This window comes from Niastella yeongjuensis, from assembly GCF_900110245.1.
GTDB lineage: Bacteria > Bacteroidota > Bacteroidia > Chitinophagales > Chitinophagaceae > Niastella > Niastella yeongjuensis.
In genome coordinates this window covers 1-16,925 of sequence record NZ_FOCZ01000001.1, presented here as the reverse complement: position 1 = coordinate 16,925, position 16,925 = coordinate 1, and the positions used below count along the sequence as shown (strand labels likewise).

General features: G+C 42.9%; 18 protein-coding genes. 13 read left to right on the top strand and 5 right to left on the bottom strand.

Annotated features, from left to right (window positions below; genetic code table 11):
* Nucleotides 1-9 precede the first annotated feature (9 nt).
* Nucleotides 10-1,401, top strand: a complete 1,392-nt coding sequence (locus BMX95_RS00085) for an NADH-quinone oxidoreductase subunit N (RefSeq protein ID WP_081199803.1) — start codon at nt 10-12, stop codon at nt 1,399-1,401.
* 76 nt (nt 1,402-1,477) lie between these two features.
* Nucleotides 1,478-2,752, top strand: a complete 1,275-nt coding sequence (locus tag BMX95_RS00080) for an ABC transporter permease (protein ID WP_081199805.1) — start codon at nt 1,478-1,480, stop codon at nt 2,750-2,752.
* Nucleotides 2,753-2,869: 117 nt separating this feature from the next.
* On the opposite strand, the gene BMX95_RS00075 is transcribed toward BMX95_RS00080, so the two are convergent.
* The gene (locus tag BMX95_RS00075; RefSeq protein WP_317043922.1) at nt 2,870-5,404 is read right to left on the bottom strand and encodes a zinc-dependent metalloprotease; all 2,535 of its coding nucleotides are present in this window, start codon (nt 5,402-5,404) and stop codon (nt 2,870-2,872) included.
* Between the two features lie 120 nt (nt 5,405-5,524).
* Here BMX95_RS00075 and BMX95_RS35590 point away from each other — a divergent pair, with 120 nt between their 5' ends.
* The 8 genes from BMX95_RS35590 (at nt 5,525) to mnmE (ending at nt 12,552) form a co-directional block, all read left to right on the top strand.
* Complete coding sequence (locus tag BMX95_RS35590) at nt 5,525-5,653, top strand: hypothetical protein (protein ID WP_262493569.1); 129 nt, start codon at nt 5,525-5,527, stop codon at nt 5,651-5,653.
* 241 nt (nt 5,654-5,894) lie between these two features.
* Nucleotides 5,895-6,761 carry a MotA/TolQ/ExbB proton channel family protein gene (locus BMX95_RS00070; protein ID WP_081199807.1) on the top strand — a complete coding sequence of 289 codons (867 nt, stop codon included), beginning with the start codon at nt 5,895-5,897 and terminating at the stop codon, nt 6,759-6,761.
* Between the two features lie 107 nt (nt 6,762-6,868).
* Nucleotides 6,869-7,528 (top strand): ExbD/TolR family protein, encoded by a 660-nt coding sequence (locus tag BMX95_RS00065; RefSeq protein WP_081199809.1) that lies wholly within the window; start codon nt 6,869-6,871, stop codon nt 7,526-7,528.
* 40 nt (nt 7,529-7,568) lie between these two features.
* Entirely contained in the window at nt 7,569-8,111 is a 543-nt protein-coding gene (locus BMX95_RS00060; RefSeq protein ID WP_081199811.1) for an ExbD/TolR family protein, read from the top strand.
* 55 nt (nt 8,112-8,166) lie between these two features.
* Entirely contained in the window at nt 8,167-9,003 is an 837-nt protein-coding gene (locus BMX95_RS00055; RefSeq protein WP_081199813.1) for an energy transducer TonB, read from the top strand.
* A gap of 215 nt (nt 9,004-9,218) precedes the next feature.
* A complete protein-coding gene (locus BMX95_RS00050; protein ID WP_081199815.1) occupies nt 9,219-10,046 on the top strand; it encodes an energy transducer TonB in 828 nt (275 codons plus the stop codon).
* A 124-nt stretch (nt 10,047-10,170) separates the two neighbouring features.
* Nucleotides 10,171-11,001, top strand: coding sequence for an energy transducer TonB (locus BMX95_RS00045; protein ID WP_081199817.1), 831 nt, complete (start codon nt 10,171-10,173; stop codon nt 10,999-11,001).
* A gap of 165 nt (nt 11,002-11,166) precedes the next feature.
* On the top strand, nt 11,167-12,552 hold the full coding sequence (mnmE, locus tag BMX95_RS00040; RefSeq protein ID WP_081199819.1) for a tRNA uridine-5-carboxymethylaminomethyl(34) synthesis GTPase MnmE: 1,386 nt from the start codon (nt 11,167-11,169) through the stop codon (nt 12,550-12,552).
* Between the two features lie 254 nt (nt 12,553-12,806).
* On the opposite strand, the gene BMX95_RS00035 is transcribed toward mnmE, so the two are convergent.
* The gene (locus BMX95_RS00035; RefSeq protein WP_081199821.1) at nt 12,807-13,457 is read right to left on the bottom strand and encodes a RipA family octameric membrane protein; all 651 of its coding nucleotides are present in this window, start codon (nt 13,455-13,457) and stop codon (nt 12,807-12,809) included.
* Nucleotides 13,458-13,581: 124 nt separating this feature from the next.
* Between BMX95_RS00035 and BMX95_RS00030 the strand changes: the two genes are divergently transcribed.
* Together BMX95_RS00030 and BMX95_RS00025 are read left to right on the top strand one after the other, a co-directional pair.
* Nucleotides 13,582-13,953 carry a helix-turn-helix domain-containing protein gene (locus BMX95_RS00030; RefSeq protein ID WP_165758893.1) on the top strand — a complete coding sequence of 124 codons (372 nt, stop codon included), beginning with the start codon at nt 13,582-13,584 and terminating at the stop codon, nt 13,951-13,953.
* A gap of 63 nt (nt 13,954-14,016) precedes the next feature.
* A complete protein-coding gene (locus tag BMX95_RS00025) occupies nt 14,017-14,226 on the top strand; it encodes a hypothetical protein (RefSeq protein WP_081199825.1) in 210 nt (69 codons plus the stop codon).
* An 89-nt stretch (nt 14,227-14,315) separates the two neighbouring features.
* On the opposite strand, the gene BMX95_RS00020 is transcribed toward BMX95_RS00025, so the two are convergent.
* Nucleotides 14,316-14,573, bottom strand: a complete 258-nt coding sequence (locus tag BMX95_RS00020; RefSeq protein WP_081199827.1) for a hypothetical protein — start codon at nt 14,571-14,573, stop codon at nt 14,316-14,318.
* A gap of 450 nt (nt 14,574-15,023) precedes the next feature.
* Between BMX95_RS00020 and BMX95_RS00015 the strand changes: the two genes are divergently transcribed.
* A complete protein-coding gene (locus BMX95_RS00015; protein ID WP_081199829.1) occupies nt 15,024-16,166 on the top strand; it encodes a site-specific integrase in 1,143 nt (380 codons plus the stop codon).
* Nucleotides 16,167-16,174: 8 nt separating this feature from the next.
* On the opposite strand, the gene BMX95_RS35770 is transcribed toward BMX95_RS00015, so the two are convergent.
* The gene (locus tag BMX95_RS35770) at nt 16,175-16,402 is read right to left on the bottom strand and encodes a helix-turn-helix domain-containing protein (protein WP_081199831.1); all 228 of its coding nucleotides are present in this window, start codon (nt 16,400-16,402) and stop codon (nt 16,175-16,177) included.
* A 329-nt stretch (nt 16,403-16,731) separates the two neighbouring features.
* The coding region (locus tag BMX95_RS00005; protein ID WP_177193667.1) for an ATP-binding protein at nt 16,732-16,925 on the bottom strand (194 nt) is incomplete at its 5' end.

Below are 16,925 nucleotides of genomic sequence, written 5' to 3'. Positions count from 1 at the left end.
AATTGATTTATGAATGCAATTGTAATTTCTGCTGTTCTTGGTGTAGTGATGATGTTTTGTGGCGTGTTTACGAATAGTAAACCCGCTGTGCGCACCGTAGCTATTATTGGCCTGCTGGCTTTGGTAATAGTGAATGTGCTCGACATGGGCGGATACCACTTTTTTAATGTGAATGTGAAGGGCATGCTGTCCTTCGACATCTTTGGCCTGCTGTTCAATACCATTGCCTTTGGCAGCACCTGGATCTATTTTCTGCTTAGCGGCAGGGATATGGAGCGCGTGGGCGTGAACCTGGCAGAATACTTTGCATTGATATTTTTCGTGCTGTGTGGTATTGCCATCGTATCTTCCTTCACCTCCCTGTTGATGCTGTTCCTGGGTATCGAGATCATTTCTATTCCTTTATACATTTTAACCGGTAGCGATAAACGTAACCTGAAAAGTAATGAGGCTGCGCTGAAATACTTTTTGATGGGTTCTTTTTCAACCGGTATTATGCTTATGGGCATTACCTTGCTGTATGGCGTAAAAGGCAGTTTTAATATCGATGTGATCCGTATGGGCACAACGAATTTAACACCTATGCTGGCAGCTGGTTTGTTATTGCTGTTGTTCTCCATGTCGTTCAAGGTATCGGCTGCGCCGTTCCACTTCTGGACGCCCGATGCATACGATGGTTCCCCCACTGTATTCACTTCCTTTATGGCAACCATTGTAAAGGTGGCTGGCTTTATTGCCTTCATCCGGTTGTTTGAAGGTTGTTTTGGCGATGTACAAAAACAATGGCAATTGCTGGTGGCTATTATCGCAGCGGCTACGTTGTTCATAGGAAACATCACCGCAGTGTTCCAACAGAGCGTAAAAAGAATGCTGTCTTATTCAAGTATTGCCCAGGCCGGCTTTATGCTGTTTGCCCTGGTTGCCATGAATGATATGGCCAAAGACGGGATGATCTTTTATGCAGCTGCATACAGCCTCGCTACCATTGGCATCTTCGCCATCCTGTTGAAGATGAAAGATTATACGTTCGAAGGCTTTAACGGACTGGCCAAACGCCAACCGGTTCTGGCTGCTACCAACACCATCTTCCTGTTATCGCTGGCTGGTATACCGGCTACGGCTGGTTTCTGGGCCAAATTCTATATGTTATCGGCCGCCATCAACAATGGAAATGTGATGTGGCTGGTTATTATAGGGGTGTTGTGTGCCGCTATCAGTGCCTATTATTATTTCCGCGTTATACAAGCCATGTATTTTAAAGAGGGAGAAGCAGAACCCCAGGAAGTTGAAACCACTTCCGGTTTCAAAGGCCTGCTGATTGCCATTGCAGCTGTAGTGGTAATTCTGGGTATTTTCCCGCACTGGCTGCTCGATCAATTGCATAATTTATTTTATCTGTAAGCGATCCGAAAGACCATTCATCACAGATCTGTTTACTGCCCCGTAATATTTACTATATTAGGCACACTAATTTAGTATGACACTTCGCGATACACTTTCGCTGTCTTTTCGTACGGTACGCAGCAACAGATTACGTACGGGTATTACAGTGGCTATCATAGCCCTGGGTATCACCGCGCTTATTGGCATCAATACCGCTATTGTTGCTATTAAACAGAAATTTTTGGAGAGTTTTTCTTCCATGGGGGCTACCGGGTTTACCATCCGGTACCAGGAACCACGCCGGGGTTTTCACAATGACGAAGTGAAGAAAGAAAAGCGTGGGGCGAAAAAGGAGAAGAAATCGAACATGGGTAAACCCATTACCGTGCGCCAGGTAGAGGCATTTAAAACAGCCTATACTTTTCCGGCACAGATAAGCGCCAACATTATGGGTAACCGTAGTGCCATTGTTGCTTATCAAAACCAGAAAACCAACCCCAATGTATGGTTAGTGGGCGGTGATGAAAATTATGCCAGTTTAAATGGATTTGCTGTTTTATATGGCCGCGATATGAACTCGTTAGATGTTGAAACCGGTCGTAATGTGTGCGTAATAGGAAAGGATATTGCTACCCGTTTTTTTGGCGAGAATGTGGAACGGCCGGTTGACAAGGTCATTCGGGTGGATAATATTCCCTTTCGCATTATCGGTGTTTTAAAACCAAAGGGCTCTACTTTTGGCCGCAGTCTCGATAACCTCGTTATTATCTCCTACACCAGCGTGCGCCGGTACTTCAATAGTAATCCCAATGCATCTTTCAATATTCAGGTAAAGGTCCCGGACATAAAAATGATGGATGGCGCTATTGGGGAAGCTACCAGTGCTTTCCGTCCTATTCGTCAACTAACGGTTACCGAAACGGATAATTTCATGATCGACAAAAGCGACAGCTTTGCCGAAATGCTGATCCGTAACCTGAGTTTTGTTACCATAGCGGCCTTGCTGATAGGAGTGATCACCCTGGTTGGTGCTGCTATTGGCTTAATGAATATTATGCTGGTAGCCGTAACCGAACGCACCAAGGAAATTGGGCTGGTAAAGGCCATTGGGGGAAAAAGAAAAAATATCCGGTACCAGTTCCTCTATGAATCCATCATCATCAGTTTGCTGGGCGCGGCCTTTGGAATTATACTGGGGATTATATTGGGAAATATAGTGGGTATATTATTAAGCACCAGTTTTGTGGTGCCCTGGGACTGGGTGTTTACCGGTGTAATCATTTGTTCGCTGGTGGGTTTGCTGGCCGGATTATATCCCGCCATAAAAGCCGGTAAGTTGAATCCGATAGAGGCGCTGCGGTATGAATAAGGCAGCGGGCAGAAGGCAAAAATCTTCGTTGCGGCAACAAAGAACTTAGAACTCAATAACAAATAAAAAAGCCCTCCCCGATTTATCGGGAGGGCTTTTTTATTAATTCGGAACTATTTATCTCGGATTCAATACCCGGTCGATACGTTCGTTCAGGTCCTGTAAATGATACCTGCTCAGTTTATCGCCATAGGTAGCTGCGGCTGCAGCGATCTGGGCTTTCAGGGCCCGCAGTTCGCCACGGGCAACAGAACTGATATCGGTTTTCTTTACATCAACAGAGGGGCCGCCAAAAGAAATGGTGATTCCTCCACCGCCGGCAGGCGCAGCAGCGGTAAATGCCGCCAGGTTGCTCATTCTTTCTACAAAAGACTTTTGCAGGTTACGGCGGAAATTATCGAGAGGCGCGTGGGTAGTCAGTTCGCTGAAGATACCTTTCTTCAGGTCATCTATAAACTCATCGATGCGGTAAGCATTGGCATCGCGGGTGGTTTCTGTAATGAGGCGTTGTAAACGATTGGTGTTTAACAGAGCGCCTAACCAGGTATCCTGCAGACCGCTCACTTTGTCTTCAACCGGTGAGGTTACTTTATCCATAATGGATTTGTTCAGCAACCAGGTAGGAGTGGTAAACAGGTTCTTTTGCAGGAAAGACATGGCTTCTTTTTGCAGAGCCTTGGGCACTACAGTATATACAGGTCCATCCTGATCGGTTGTTTTTAAATCGGTATAAGAACCACCGATATAGGTAACGGCGTGGCCCATATATCGGCTAAAAGTGGTATACACTTCATCATACACCTGGTCCAGGCTCTTGAAATCTTCTCCCTTTTCATTGAGCCATTTGGGCAATTGGGGAAGGATCCATTTCAGGTTTTTGATACCATATTCATTTGCCTTCATGGCATTGTCGCCAAGGCTTTCGGTTTGGGCGCGGGGATCAACACCATCGGAATGAATAAAACGTAACCGGGGATTGTTATAACGGCTTTTTACCCAGTCGTTCAAAATGTCTTTTTCTTCATCGTCCGTTTTGCCAGGCAATAATTTGTAACCCCATTCAATTGACCACAGGTCGTAATCGCCAATGCGGGGATACATACCGGCAGAACCGATTTTATCTTCAGGTTGCGCCACATAGTTAAAACGGGCATAATCCATAATAGAAGAAGTGTGACCATGCTCTTCCACCCAGGCTTTATCGCGCAGTTTTTCAACCGGCGTGGCGGAAGAAGCGCCCATGTTATGGGGTAAACCAAGGGTATGGCCTACCTCGTGCGATGATACAAAGCGAATGAGATCGCCCATGAGTGAATCATTGAAATGTGCTGTGCGGGCGCGTGGGTCGCTTGGTGAAGCCTGGATCAGGTACCAGTTGTGCAACAAGGCCATTACATTATGATACCAGTTGATATGAGATTCCAGTATTTCACCACTGCGGGGATCGTGCACGTGCGGGCCCATGGCGTTAGGAATATCAGAGGGTTTGTATACAACGGCAGAATACCGGGCGTCTTCCAGGCTCCAGGTGCTGTCTTCCTCGTGGGTAGGGGCCCTGCGGGCAATGATGGCGTTTTTAAAACCGGCCTTTTCAAAAGCCTTTTGCCAGTCGTTAACCCCGGCGATCAGGTAAGGGACCCATTTTTCGGGTGTATTGGGATCGATATAATAGATGATCGGTTTTTTAGGTTCAACCAGTTCACCGCGTTTATATTTTTCCATGTCTTCCTCTTTGGGTTCAAGGCGCCAGCGGGTAATCAGGCTGATGTCTTTAACACCTTGTGGATCGGCATCGAAATCGGTGTACTCGGTAGTGAAATAAGCTACGCGGTCGTCGTAAGTACGGGCATGCATGGGAACTTTGGGCAACAGCACCAGGGAGCTGTTCAATTCAAAAGTTGCATTGCCGGCGGGACCTGCCGATGCACCGGGGAAGGGACCGGGTGCAGGCATTCTGCCATAGGTTTTTACCGTTTTTATTTCGGTATTGATGGGGAAGGTCTTGATATCGGCGATATAAGATTTATCGGGCTGCGGGCCACCGATACGCAGGGCCTGTTTAAAATAAGAAGCAAAGAACAGGATATCGTTGTCGCTATTAATAAAATCTGTTATATCAATCACGATGCCGGTACTGTCTTTTGAAAAAGCTTTGATATCGAATGAAGCGGCAATGGGTTGAATATTGCTGTTCATTACCGATTTATACATGGGTTTGGTAGAATCCTTGGCATAAACCGAGTAGGAGATATTGCGCATGAACAGGCGGTTATTGGGGCCTTTATCGAAACGGATCACATTTTCATTGATCTCGTCACCGGCATAGCCAAAAAAGCCGGCGCGGGTATTGGTGGGCGCTTTGGAAATGCGGTTCACTACCAGTACATCTCTGCCCAGTAAGGAATCGCCCATTTCGAAATACCATTTATCTTCTATTTTATGTACCGTAAAGAGCCCTTTGCGGGTTATTGCCTTATCGGTTATGATTTCTTTGTAGGGTTTGGGGCCGTTTTGCGGTGGTCGGGGAGCTACGGGAGCTGGTTTTTTAGCAGTATCTGCCTGGGCTGCCGGGGTACTGCCTTTTTTTTGTGCATAGGTCAGTGCACTACAACAGGCCAGTAAAACCAGCATTGAAAATCTCTTTTTCATCATTAATAGTAATTGTTTTTTGGGGAGCCAGTAGAACAGGGGGTACAAAGTTTTGCTATTGCGCATTATGGAAAACCGTATTATCCTATTCTTCTGAATGATTAGAGCATTAAAAAAATTTTAATGGATGAAGGTAGGGAAAACAACATGTGTGCAGACGAGGGTGGCTTACCGCTGATCAAAAAAGTATTATATGGTGTTCTTATAGACAATGAGAAAATACGGCCAATCACAGAGGTGGGTGGTTTATAGTTACTGTTCATTGATTAACAGGCTTGTTTTGTTTCTAATTATGACATATATTGTTGCCGTTCTATTCAACCAAATCGCCTGTTTTTTAGGCGATCAGTTAAGAAATTTCTTAACTTGTGAACCTTATCAAAATTTTTCTTGATCAATTTGATTAAGTGAAATGACTTTTTCCTTAGAATTGTGAGCCCATTTAGAATCTACTGATAGCTTAAAATTTATAAAACACTAAAAAAACACAATCATGGCTGAAACAAGACCCGTTGCGACTGCAACCGCAGCGAAGAGTAGTACATCTGTTCAACCTAAGAAGAAATCCAATGCCATTTCATGGTTAGCCCCCGTTGTTTGTATTGTTGCCGGTTATATTATCTGGCGTTTTATCCTTGGCGACAAAAGTAATTTTACTAATCCCGATCTTTCTGGCGGTTTTTGGCCCAAACATAAAGGTCCTAAAGGTGGTTTGGTGAGAATGTATGATGGTGGAATTATTGTGCCTCTTCTGCTTGCAACCTTTTTAACTGTTATTACTTTCGTTATCGAGCGTTTGATGACTATCACAAAAGCTACCGGTACTGGTAACATTGCGGAATTCATCCGTAAAGTACAGTATCACCTGGCTAACAAGAATGTTGATCAGGCTATTTCTGAGTGCGACCGTCAACGCGGAAGTGTTGGTAATGTAATGAAAGCAGGTCTGCGCAAGTACAAAGAAATGATCTCTAATACTGAATTGGATACTGAGCAAAAAGTATTAGCAATTCAAAAAGAGGTTGAAGAAGCTACCGCTCTGGAGCTGCCTATGCTCGAAAAGAACCTGGTGTTCCTGTCAACTATCGCTTCGGTAGCAACCCTGTTGGGTCTGTTAGGAACGGTATTGGGTATGATCACTTCATTTGCTGCCATGGGTTCTGAAGGTGGTGGCGGTGCTGCTGCTGAACTGTCAAAAGGTATCTCTGAAGCGTTGTATAATACCGCTCTGGGTATCGGTACTTCAGCTATCTCTATCATCATGTATAACATCTTTACTACTAAGATCGATCAAATTACATATGGTATCGATGAGTCTGGTTTCACGCTGACCCAAAGTTTCGCATCTCTGTACAAATAAGCGGACCCCAGGTTGGGGAATTTACGTTTTTTTGAAAATTACAGATAGATGTGATATGGAAATTGGAGCATAGTGAATCTTATACCAGAATCAGAAATTTTTAAATTATGCCAAAAGTAAAAGTGCCGCGCAAGAGTACCTCTGTTGACATGACAGCGATGTGTGATGTGGCATTCCTGTTACTTTCTTTCTTCATCCTCACCACCAAGTTCAAATCTGACGATACAGTGGCCGTTGTAACCCCTAAATCGGTTTCAACCAAAGCTGCCGCAGACAAGAACGTTGTGATGGTTACTATGGACAAAGACGGAAAGGCCTATTTTTCAGTGGGCGACAATAACGTTGCTGAAAAGCAGGATATCATTGATATGATAGACCAGGGAAAAAACCTTGGGTTAACTGCCCAGGAAAAAGCTGCATTTGCAAGAAGTGGCTCAATTGTAGGGGTTCCTTTCTCAATGTTGAAGTCGTACCTGGATTTGAATGCCGATCAGGTTAAAAACTTTAAAGCTCCCGGTATTCCGCTGGATACGGCTGACAACCAATTGACTGTATGGATGAATGCAGCTACCCGTTCCTTCACAGGTAATACAATGACCTTGTTGGTAAAAGGGGATAACAATGCGAAATATCCTACATTCAAAGGGGTGATCGATGCATTTAAAAGAAATGAGATATTTAAGTTCTCGATGGTGACAGATCCCGAGGGTGTTCCGGAAGGTACTGCCCTGGCAGCTAAAAGAGCCACCGGTGCCAAAGAGGATTAATATAAGCGAATTAAATTCTTAACTTAAAAAAAAGTGCGACATGGCAGAAATGGATACCTCCGGTGGGGGGAAACATAAAAAAGGGCCAGGCGTAAAGAAAGGGAAAAAACTTTCTACACGTATTGACCTTACGCCAATGGTGGATTTGGGATTCCTGCTGATTACCTTCTTCATCTTCACCACTACCATGAGCCAGCCCACTGCAATGAAGCTTTTCCTGCCTAAAGACACGGAGAAGCCCGAAGAGCAGAATAAGATAAAAGCGTCAGGCGCTTTGACCATTATGCTGGGTAAAGGTGATGGAGTGTATTATTATGAAGGGGAGTTATTACCAGATGGTTCCAACTTCAAAGGAAGCAACTTTAAAGATATCCGCAGGGAGATCATCGATAAAAAGAAGTCAACTAATCCACAGGATTTTGTAGTGGTTATTAAACCCGGCCCCGAGGCTACCTACAAAAATACCGTAGACATACTTGATGAAATGACCATCAATGATGTTAAACGGTATGCGATGGTTGATATCTTTGATCAGGAAATTCAACTGATGAAAGCAACTGAAGCAAGTCAGGGAATTAAATAAAGTTGCTTTATGGAAATTTCCATTCAATGCATCTAATTAAAAAGATTTTTTAATCATGGAAGTCAATAAAATATTAAGCGCTGATGTTCTTGACATCATCTTCGAGGGCCGGAATAAGGAATACGGTGCTTATGATCTGCGCAAAACCTATAATAAGCGGTTGATCACATCGCTTCTTGTAGTTGGTGCACTTTGTCTTCTGCTGTTTATCGGGTACCTGGTATCCGCTTTACTGGAGGATAAAGAAAGCGCCAAGAAAGTGGTGGTGCAGGATGTGCAGCTCGAAGAAATAAAACAAGAGGAGAAAAAAGAGGAGCCGCCACCGCCGCCGCCCCCAAAACCACCAGATCCACCAAAAGTGGAAATGGCCAAATTCACACCTCCTAAAATCGTAAAAGATGAAGAGGTAAAAGAAGAGGAGAAACCACCAGAAGTTGAAAAACTGGAAGATACCAAGATTGGTACAATGAACCAGGAAGGTCAGAAAGACGAAGGTATTGTGGCTCCTCCCGTTGAAGACGGTGGAAAGGGAGTTGTTGAAGCACCCAAAAAAGACGATGAAGACTGGGATAAAACCTTTACGAAGGTGGAAATCGAGTCGGAGTACCCAGGTGGAGCCGCCGCATGGCAGCGTTACCTGAACAGGAACCTCCGCTATCCCCAGGAAGCTATCGATAACGAAGTACAAGGTGCTGTAGTTGTACAGTTCATTGTGGACAAAGAAGGTAATGTGAGTGATGTTGAAGCCATCAGCGGACCGCAGGAATTGCGTGCAGAAGCTGTTCGGGTTATCAAAAAGAGTGGTAAATGGACACCAGCTGTACAAAACGGTCGCCAGGTTAAATCGTACAAGAAGCAACCGATCGTGTTCCGTCTCGAATCAGAAGGATAATACCGTAGAATATAAAGAAATTAAATCCTCCCCACTTGCTGGGGAGGATTTTTTGTTTTATCAGGTTACTGAAAGGCGAATAAGCAAATGGGCTAAATGTTTTGTCTCTCACTATCGCCGCACACAGGCAGGTATTTACTTCATAATTTACAAAGCATCTTATTCAACGATTGTGGAAATGGTTAGGCTATGCATCTAAGTAATAAAGTATAGCCATGGAAAGTTCAACAATTCTAACGGCAGATGTACTCGATATTATTTTCGAGGGGCGTAACAAAGAATATGGCGCCTATGATCTGCGACGCACCTATGGCCGGCGTTTAACTATGTCCATCACTGTTATGTCGTCGGTAGTTCTTTTATTGGGCATTGGGTTTGCCTTTGCAGGTGAGAAAAAACAACAATTTGCAGAAGTGATCATTCCGCCAGACGTGGAATTACAAAAGGTGCCGGATGAAAAACCTGTTGAGCCGCCACCACCGCCGCCGCCCAAACAGCCGGAAGTAAAAGTGGAAATGAAACAGTTCACTCCGCCCAAAATTACCCGCGATGAAGATGTGAAAGAAGAGGAGAAACCACCTGAAATGAAAGAACTCGAAGAGGCCAGGATCGCTACATTCAACCAGGAAGGGGAAAAAGAAGCCGACATTATAGCCCCGCCAGGTGACGATCATGGAAGAGATGTAGTGGTAGCCCCAACGAAAGAAGAAGAAGACTGGAACAAAGTATTTACCAAAGTAGAAATGGAGTCGGAGTATCCGGGCGGTATGTCGGCCTGGGCACGTTACCTGAACAGGAACCTTCGCTTTTCACAGGAGGCGTTGGATAACGGGGTACAAGGTACAGTGATCGTACAGTTCATTGTAGACAAAGACGGAAACGTAAGTGATGTGGAGGCCGTTAGCGGACCACCGGAACATCGGGCAGAAGCAGTTCGCGTAATTAAGAAGAGTGGTAAATGGACACCAGCCATTCAAAATGGCCGCCAGGTTAAATCGTACAAAAAACAACCAATCGTATTCCGTCTTGAGACGGAAGGGTAAGATTCCAAATGGGTTATGTAATCCTCCCGGCGAGCCGGGAGGATTTTTTATTTCAGCTAATGTCAGTACATAAATTATATTATGGAATAAATTAGGCTATGCATCTTAGTAATAAAGAATAGCCATGGAAAGTTCAACCATTCTAACAGCAGATGTTCTCGACATTTTATTCGATGGACGTAACAAGGATTATGGCGCCTACGATCTGCGACGCACCTATGGTAAACGATTGACAGTGTCCATTACTGTTATGTTGTCTGCAACCTGCATGTGTTTTATCGGTTTTGCCTTTGCGGGTAAAAAGGAAGCAACAGATCCAACCTTCATTACAAAAGACGTTGTGCTGGAATCTGTAAAAACACCGGAGAAACCAGTGGAATTACCTCCGCCGCCCATGAAGCCACCAGCCGCTCCCGCGCCAGTGAAGATGATCAGGTCTACGACCCCTGTTCTGGTGTCGGATGACAAGATCCCGGAAAGTGAAGTGCCACCTGTTGAAGCGCAGGAGAATGTTAAGATCGGCAATATGAATGTATTGAATGGAGCAGATGATGATGGTACAGTAACTGGCCCCATAGGTGACGGAGTGGCAAAAGGGGTAATTGAAAAGCCTCAAAAAGCTGATGAAGAAGATGATGGGATCAGGCTTAAAGTGGAGATCGAATCCGAATATCCTGGTGGTGTGGCTGCCTGGCAGCGCTTCCTGAAAAAGAACCTGAACTATCCACAGATTGCGATCGATAACGAAGTACAGGGAGCGGTAGTGGTTCAGTTCATTGTTGACAAGGAAGGCAATGTAAGCGATGTGCAGGCGGTGAGCGGTCCGGAAGAATTACGTGCGGAAGCTGTACGGGTAATCAGGAAAAGTGGTAAATGGACGCCAGCCATTCAAAACGGTCATCGGGTAAAATCGTACAAGAAACAGCCTATCGGGTTTCAACTTGCTTCTGAATAAGGCAGTCTGTTTTTCGCTTCGCTCTATAAGGCGGGCCTCAGGTGGGGCCCGTCCCTTTTTTAGGCAGTAGGTTATGGGCGCTGTATCCGGAAACATCCTACTGCCGGCAGCTTACTGCCCATAGCCTTTTAATCGTATTTTTGCACTCTTTTAAAAAAGCACTGTATGCACGGAAAATCGATAGGCTGGGATGATACTATTGTAGCACTGGCAACCGCCCAGGGAATTGGGGCTATTGGCGTTATACGTTTAAGCGGGCGGCAGTCCATTAACATCGTGAACCGGTTGTTCCCGGCAAAGGACCTTACCCAGGCCCCCTCGCATACCCTGCATGTAGGCTATTTAAAGGAGCATGGAAAGGTGCTTGACGAAGTGGTTATATCGCTGTTTAAAGGCCCGAAATCGTACACTGGCGAAGATGTGATAGAAATATCGGGCCACGGTTCTCCCTACGTTTTACAGCAGATAATACAAGCTTGCGTGAACCAGGGCGCCCGGCTGGCCAAACCCGGTGAATACACACAACGTGCCTTTTTAAACGGTAAGCTCGACCTGGCCCAGGCAGAAGCCGTAGCGGACCTTATTGCCAGTAATACGGAGGCCTCCAGAAAAACAGCTCTCCACAACATCCGCGGTGGTTTTTCCGAACACCTGAGTGTACTGCGCGACCGGTTGATCAAATTCTCGGCCCTCATAGAACTGGAGCTCGACTTTTCCCAGGAAGATGTGGAGTTTGCCGATCGCACCCAATTGTATGAGCTTCTGACCGAAGTACAGCAAACAACGCAACAACTGGCTGCCTCCTTTCAGTTGGGCAACGTGATCAAGAATGGCGTAAGCGTAGCGATCATTGGTAAACCCAATGCCGGCAAATCAACCCTGTTGAATGCCCTGCTCAACGAAAACCGGGCCATCGTAAGCGATATTGCCGGGACCACCCGCGATACTATTGAAGAAGTGCTGAACATCGACGGCATCCTGTTCCGCCTTATCGACACAGCCGGTATTCGTGAACATACCCATGATGTAATAGAAAGCATTGGCATGGAAAAAGCCCTGGCCAAAATGCAACAGGCCGATGTAGTGATCTACCTGTTCGATGTAAACGAGGTCTCCTCTGCTGAATTACAATCAACCATTAATGAATTCAACAATAAAAAGCTGAAGTACGTGCTTGTCGGTAATAAAGCCGATGCTTCTTCCGAAGCCGACCTGCGCAATAAATTCAGCTCCATTCCCGGCATCACATTCATCTCCGCGAAAGAAAACCGGCATACCGAGGTGCTGAAAGAAAAGCTGGTTGACTTGGTATTACAGGGCAAAGTCACCACCGATGATACGATCATCACCAATGCGCGTCACTTTCATGCTTTGCAGGAAGTATTACAATCCCTGATCGACATTCGCAATGGGTTGGATAATAACATTCCCAGTGACCTGATTGCCCTGGATATTCGTCGATGCTTACACTATTTGGGAGAGATCACCGGTGAGATTACCACGGAAGATCAGCTGGATTATATCTTTAGCAAATTTTGTATCGGAAAGTAACCGCATATACGTTGAGTGCGGGTTTTACACGATTTCCTCTGATTCTGAAAGGTTTACATTTGCCTTTCATTGCCTTTTTCTGCCTTTAATAGCCTTTTTCTTGTTGTTATGTTGGTTACTACTTAAAAAATATGGGAAATTTATGGTCACTATTGTGTAAAATTGATACGGTATGATACGCAATGATACGGTATGATACGTATGGGAACAGAGAGTCTTGTAATGACTGGCTATTACAGAACTTTGCGCATAAATCATTTATTATCTTCTTTGTTATGCCTTCTATTGAATGAAATCGATTCAGGCTTTTTAAATTTATCGTTTTTTATAAGCATTGAAACTGCCATCCCTAGAGTAAGCAATACAGAAAGCAGTTTATAAAATGAAAAGCTCCATTGACTAAGTGGGCTTTGCCATGGGACAATTTCTTTTGAAAACAAGATTGCCCAAACTCCCATAATAAATTTGCTTACTGTAAGATTAATCTTAGAAACCGAATATCCAGTTTTTATTAAAACGGTTTTATATATTGGACCGGTGACGTAATCTTCTAACATATCAATGTGCTTTTCCCAATTTTCCTGCCATTTCTTACTGCCAAGGTTTACTAAAAACCATGCAGTAGAAAAAATAAAGCCCAAGCATGTCATTAAGAATGGTAGTTCTTGAAAGGTGGCTTTAATTTTATCTGAATTTAGAACGGCTATGTAACCTGCAAATGTAGATGCAATAAATGCCCAAAAATATGTTGCTCTACTCCAGTATTTATCAATTTCAAAATCTCTATTTTTCCAAGCCCTTTCAAGTGCAGCTTCTAATTTTAGTTTCTTGTTATAATCAGTTTGCAGGAACGGCTTATAATATTCTTCTGGAAGAATTTCTTTTATTTCTTGTTTTATTTTCATATGAGTATTATGGAAGAAATGTAATAATAATATCTGTAATGACAAATAGGTATTTGCTTTTTGTTTGTTGCTGCACGAGTTGTTTTATATGATTTTTAGGCAAGTAAAACACAAAGATAAAGCCATGAGTAGTAATATTCGAATCGTAAAAGCCTGTAATTTCTGTAAGAAAGAGTTTATTGCAAAGACAACCGTTACACAATGCTGTTCTGACGATTGCGCAAAACGATTATATAAGCAAAAGAAAAGAGATGAAAAGATTAGCCAGGCTAATTTAAAAACAGAAATTAAACGGAGGCCGAAAGCATTTATAACAGAAGATCAAATTAAGCTGATTAATGTTAAGGCAATACTTACACTTAAAGAAGCTGCGACTCTACTCAATATATCTGAACTAACTATGAGAAGGTGGGTGCTATCCGGTAAAGTAAAGTCTCAAAAGGCCGGTAAAAAACATTTGATACTTAGAGCTTCTCTGCCTGTTAAAGAAATTTAACACTTCAAAACCCAATTAATCAGCTAACAAATCCAGGGATTGCTATCATTGTAAAAAAGTAATATGAAGAAACAAAGGAAGCAAACCCAGACAACACGCGAAATTCCTGAACATGTTCGAGCATGGATTGATAAAATACGTGGGCCTAAATTCGATAAGAAGGCGATAGCCAAAGAAGAAGAGGAACGGAGAAAAAAGTATTTTCAGGAAATTAAGGAACGGTGTGATTTAGCTAATGATTGGCCTCAATACAATGCGGATTCCGAGCAATAGGCTGGGTCATTGCATGTGATTTAAAGATAGGTAAACGCTTTAGCGCAATCATGTTAGCTACTGGCGAAATCTACCTCTATTTCTTTTTTTTATTTTTTAGCTATATAAACTGCCTCTATTAATTGTTCCAGTTGAATATAAAAGTACAATAGCCTATCCCGGCTTTTGCCTTCAGAATAGTTTGGGTGATTAGTAGTGAGAGCAGTTTCTACCATATTCCATAGTTCCTGCCTTACATCTGAAAGGTGAAAATCTAAAAAGAAGTCTTTTATTACTTCTTGCGGATTCTCTTTATCTAAACGGATAGGTTGATTATAAATATCAGGCCGGTTAAGAAAATGATTCATATAATTTTTGCATGCACTATCGCAACAGTTTTTGTTCTGTACAACAAATTGTGTGTATCAATGGCGTGAAAAGCGTTTAAAAAAGGAATTCTTCGATTTTAACTGGTTTACGTGTAGATTCTATGATGTTTTGCGAAATCGGTTTTAAACCGGTTTAATCACGTTTTAAACGCATGTTGTTTAGCGTGGTTATTGAAAGTTAAAATATCATGTAACCCACTAATTATTACAGGAATTGGCGATGGAGCAGCCATACGCTACCTAACGCAATAAAAATCGGGTTTTAATGAATCAATGGATTTCGCATAAAATGGAGGTATTTTCTATTGTAGAAAGTACTGAATACTGGTTTGATCGTGTAAAACCCGCGCCAATAGGGTGAGCTGTTGTTTGATTGAGAAAGTCAGCGGAAGGTTGTAGCAAAATTAGTAACAAATAAAACATTTTGTCATGAAGATTTACTTATTAAAACGCAAAGGCCGGCTTTCTCAAGAAAATGAAAAAAAGGGAAAAAGCAGAAAGATCAGTTTATACTTGGCTTATCATTACGGTGCAGGCCAAAAACGTGAATATGAATTTCTGGATCTGTATTTATACGAAAAACCCAAGAATAGGCTAGAAAAAGATCACAACAAGGATACACTACAGTTAGCTGAAACGATCAAAGCTCAGAAAGTTATTGATGCCCAAACAACAGCCCACGGCTTTGTAAGTAGCGTTAGGTCGAAAGTTGGATTTTTAGCCTACTTTAAAAAATTAACAGAGAAACGTTTTGATTCAGGGGGAAACCATGGAAACTGGCTAAGCACGTACCAGCATTTACATGATTTCCGTGAAGGGAAAGATATTGCGATTGAAAACATTGACGACCGGTTTCTTGAGTCATTCAAAGAGTATCTGTTAACCTGTAAAACACGGAAAGGCAAAGGCTCTGGTAAATTGAATCAGAATTCAGTTTTGTCTTATTTTAATAAGGTGAGGGCTGCGTTGAGAGAAGCCTATCAAGGCCGAATGATTAAAGAGAACCCGGCAACCAGAGTGAAGTCAGTTAAATCAGCGGAAACCCATCGACAATTTTTGACGTTAGAAGAATTACAGCGATTAGCCAGGACAGATTGCGAACTGCCGATTTTAAAAAAGGCTTTTCTTTTCAGTGCATTGACTGGCTTGCGATTCTCGGATGTAAAAGCGCTTCGATGGGAGAATATAAAGCATAGTGAAACTGATGGGTGGTCTTTACAGTTTACCCAAAAGAAAACAAAAGGAGCAGAGATACTACCAGTATCTGAGCAGGCTATTAAGATGTTAGGAGAGAAAGGAAACCCGGAAATAGAAATATTTGACAGCCTTGATTACAGTGCATGGAATAATTTAAAATTGCGGGAGTGGGTTATAGAAGCCGGTATTACAAAGAAGATAACTTTTCATTGCGCCCGGCACAGTTTTGCAACATTGCAGCTTTCTATGAATACCGATATTTATACGGTCTCTAAACTGTTAGGACATAGGCATTTGAAAACAACGGAGATATATGCAAAAGTCATTGATAAGAAAAAGATTGAAGCCGCAAGTAAAATGCCACAATTAATTTAGTAAGCACATCAAAATTTTAATAGTTGTGCAGGTGGGATATCTAGAGCATTTGCTATTGCTTTTAGTGTACTGATAGATATATCCACCTTTCCCTTTTCAATTCTGTATAAAGAATTTAATTCCATATAACAATTGCCTGAAACCTCATGCATAGTGAGGTTCTTTTTTTTTCGTATTGCTCTTAGATTTTCTCCAAATGCTTTTATATAGGTTACATTTCTTAGACGCTGTCGCATAAGCTAAGATATACATTTCTCATGATTCGTCAAATTTGACTAGTTTTTAATTAATCATTTAGCGCAAGGTATGCTGCATTAGTTTTGTTCAGTCATTCCTATTTGAAGTGATGTCTCGCTGGCCAGCAGGCTTATTAATTAAAAATTATTTGATATGGATAAGCAAATTCTAAGCAGTAAAGAAGCTGCTGCATACCTAGACATTAGTATAAATTGTAAAATCCGGCGATGTTGACCACCAATCCGGTGATGCTGACCACCCCTTAGAAGTAAGCCGATTGGGGCAGTTTCTGTAATAATTTAAAGAGCTGGTTTACAAAAATAGGATTCTATTTCTTTCTTAAGGATTCTCCTTTTAATTCTAACCGATGGGCGGCATGTACCATTCTATCCAGTATGGCGTCAGCCACGGTGCTATCACCTATTACTTCATACCATTTAGCTACTGGTAATTGTGAACTGATGATGGTAGCCTTTCGGCCATGCCTGTCTTCAATAATCTCCAATAAGATCATTCTGGCGG

Bases quoted from the DNA above. Each gene is read 5' to 3' on its own strand.
- BMX95_RS00085 (WP_081199803.1), top strand. From the start codon at position 10: ATGAATGCAATTGTAATTTCTGCTGTTCTTGGTGTAGTGATGATGTTT.
- BMX95_RS00080 (WP_081199805.1), top strand. From the start codon at position 1,478: ATGACACTTCGCGATACACTTTCGCTGTCTTTTCGTACGGTACGCAGC.
- BMX95_RS00075 (WP_317043922.1), bottom strand. From the start codon at position 5,404: ATGATGAAAAAGAGATTTTCAATGCTGGTTTTACTGGCCTGTTGTAGT.
- BMX95_RS35590 (WP_262493569.1), top strand. From the start codon at position 5,525: ATGGATGAAGGTAGGGAAAACAACATGTGTGCAGACGAGGGTGGCTTA.
- BMX95_RS00070 (WP_081199807.1), top strand. From the start codon at position 5,895: ATGGCTGAAACAAGACCCGTTGCGACTGCAACCGCAGCGAAGAGTAGT.
- BMX95_RS00065 (WP_081199809.1), top strand. From the start codon at position 6,869: ATGCCAAAAGTAAAAGTGCCGCGCAAGAGTACCTCTGTTGACATGACA.
- BMX95_RS00060 (WP_081199811.1), top strand. From the start codon at position 7,569: ATGGCAGAAATGGATACCTCCGGTGGGGGGAAACATAAAAAAGGGCCA.
- BMX95_RS00055 (WP_081199813.1), top strand. From the start codon at position 8,167: ATGGAAGTCAATAAAATATTAAGCGCTGATGTTCTTGACATCATCTTC.
- BMX95_RS00050 (WP_081199815.1), top strand. From the start codon at position 9,219: ATGGAAAGTTCAACAATTCTAACGGCAGATGTACTCGATATTATTTTC.
- BMX95_RS00045 (WP_081199817.1), top strand. From the start codon at position 10,171: ATGGAAAGTTCAACCATTCTAACAGCAGATGTTCTCGACATTTTATTC.
- mnmE (WP_081199819.1), top strand. From the start codon at position 11,167: ATGCACGGAAAATCGATAGGCTGGGATGATACTATTGTAGCACTGGCA.
- BMX95_RS00035 (WP_081199821.1), bottom strand. From the start codon at position 13,457: ATGAAAATAAAACAAGAAATAAAAGAAATTCTTCCAGAAGAATATTAT.
- BMX95_RS00030 (WP_165758893.1), top strand. From the start codon at position 13,582: ATGAGTAGTAATATTCGAATCGTAAAAGCCTGTAATTTCTGTAAGAAA.
- BMX95_RS00025 (WP_081199825.1), top strand. From the start codon at position 14,017: ATGAAGAAACAAAGGAAGCAAACCCAGACAACACGCGAAATTCCTGAA.
- BMX95_RS00020 (WP_081199827.1), bottom strand. From the start codon at position 14,573: ATGAATCATTTTCTTAACCGGCCTGATATTTATAATCAACCTATCCGT.
- BMX95_RS00015 (WP_081199829.1), top strand. From the start codon at position 15,024: ATGAAGATTTACTTATTAAAACGCAAAGGCCGGCTTTCTCAAGAAAAT.
- BMX95_RS35770 (WP_081199831.1), bottom strand. From the start codon at position 16,402: ATGCGACAGCGTCTAAGAAATGTAACCTATATAAAAGCATTTGGAGAA.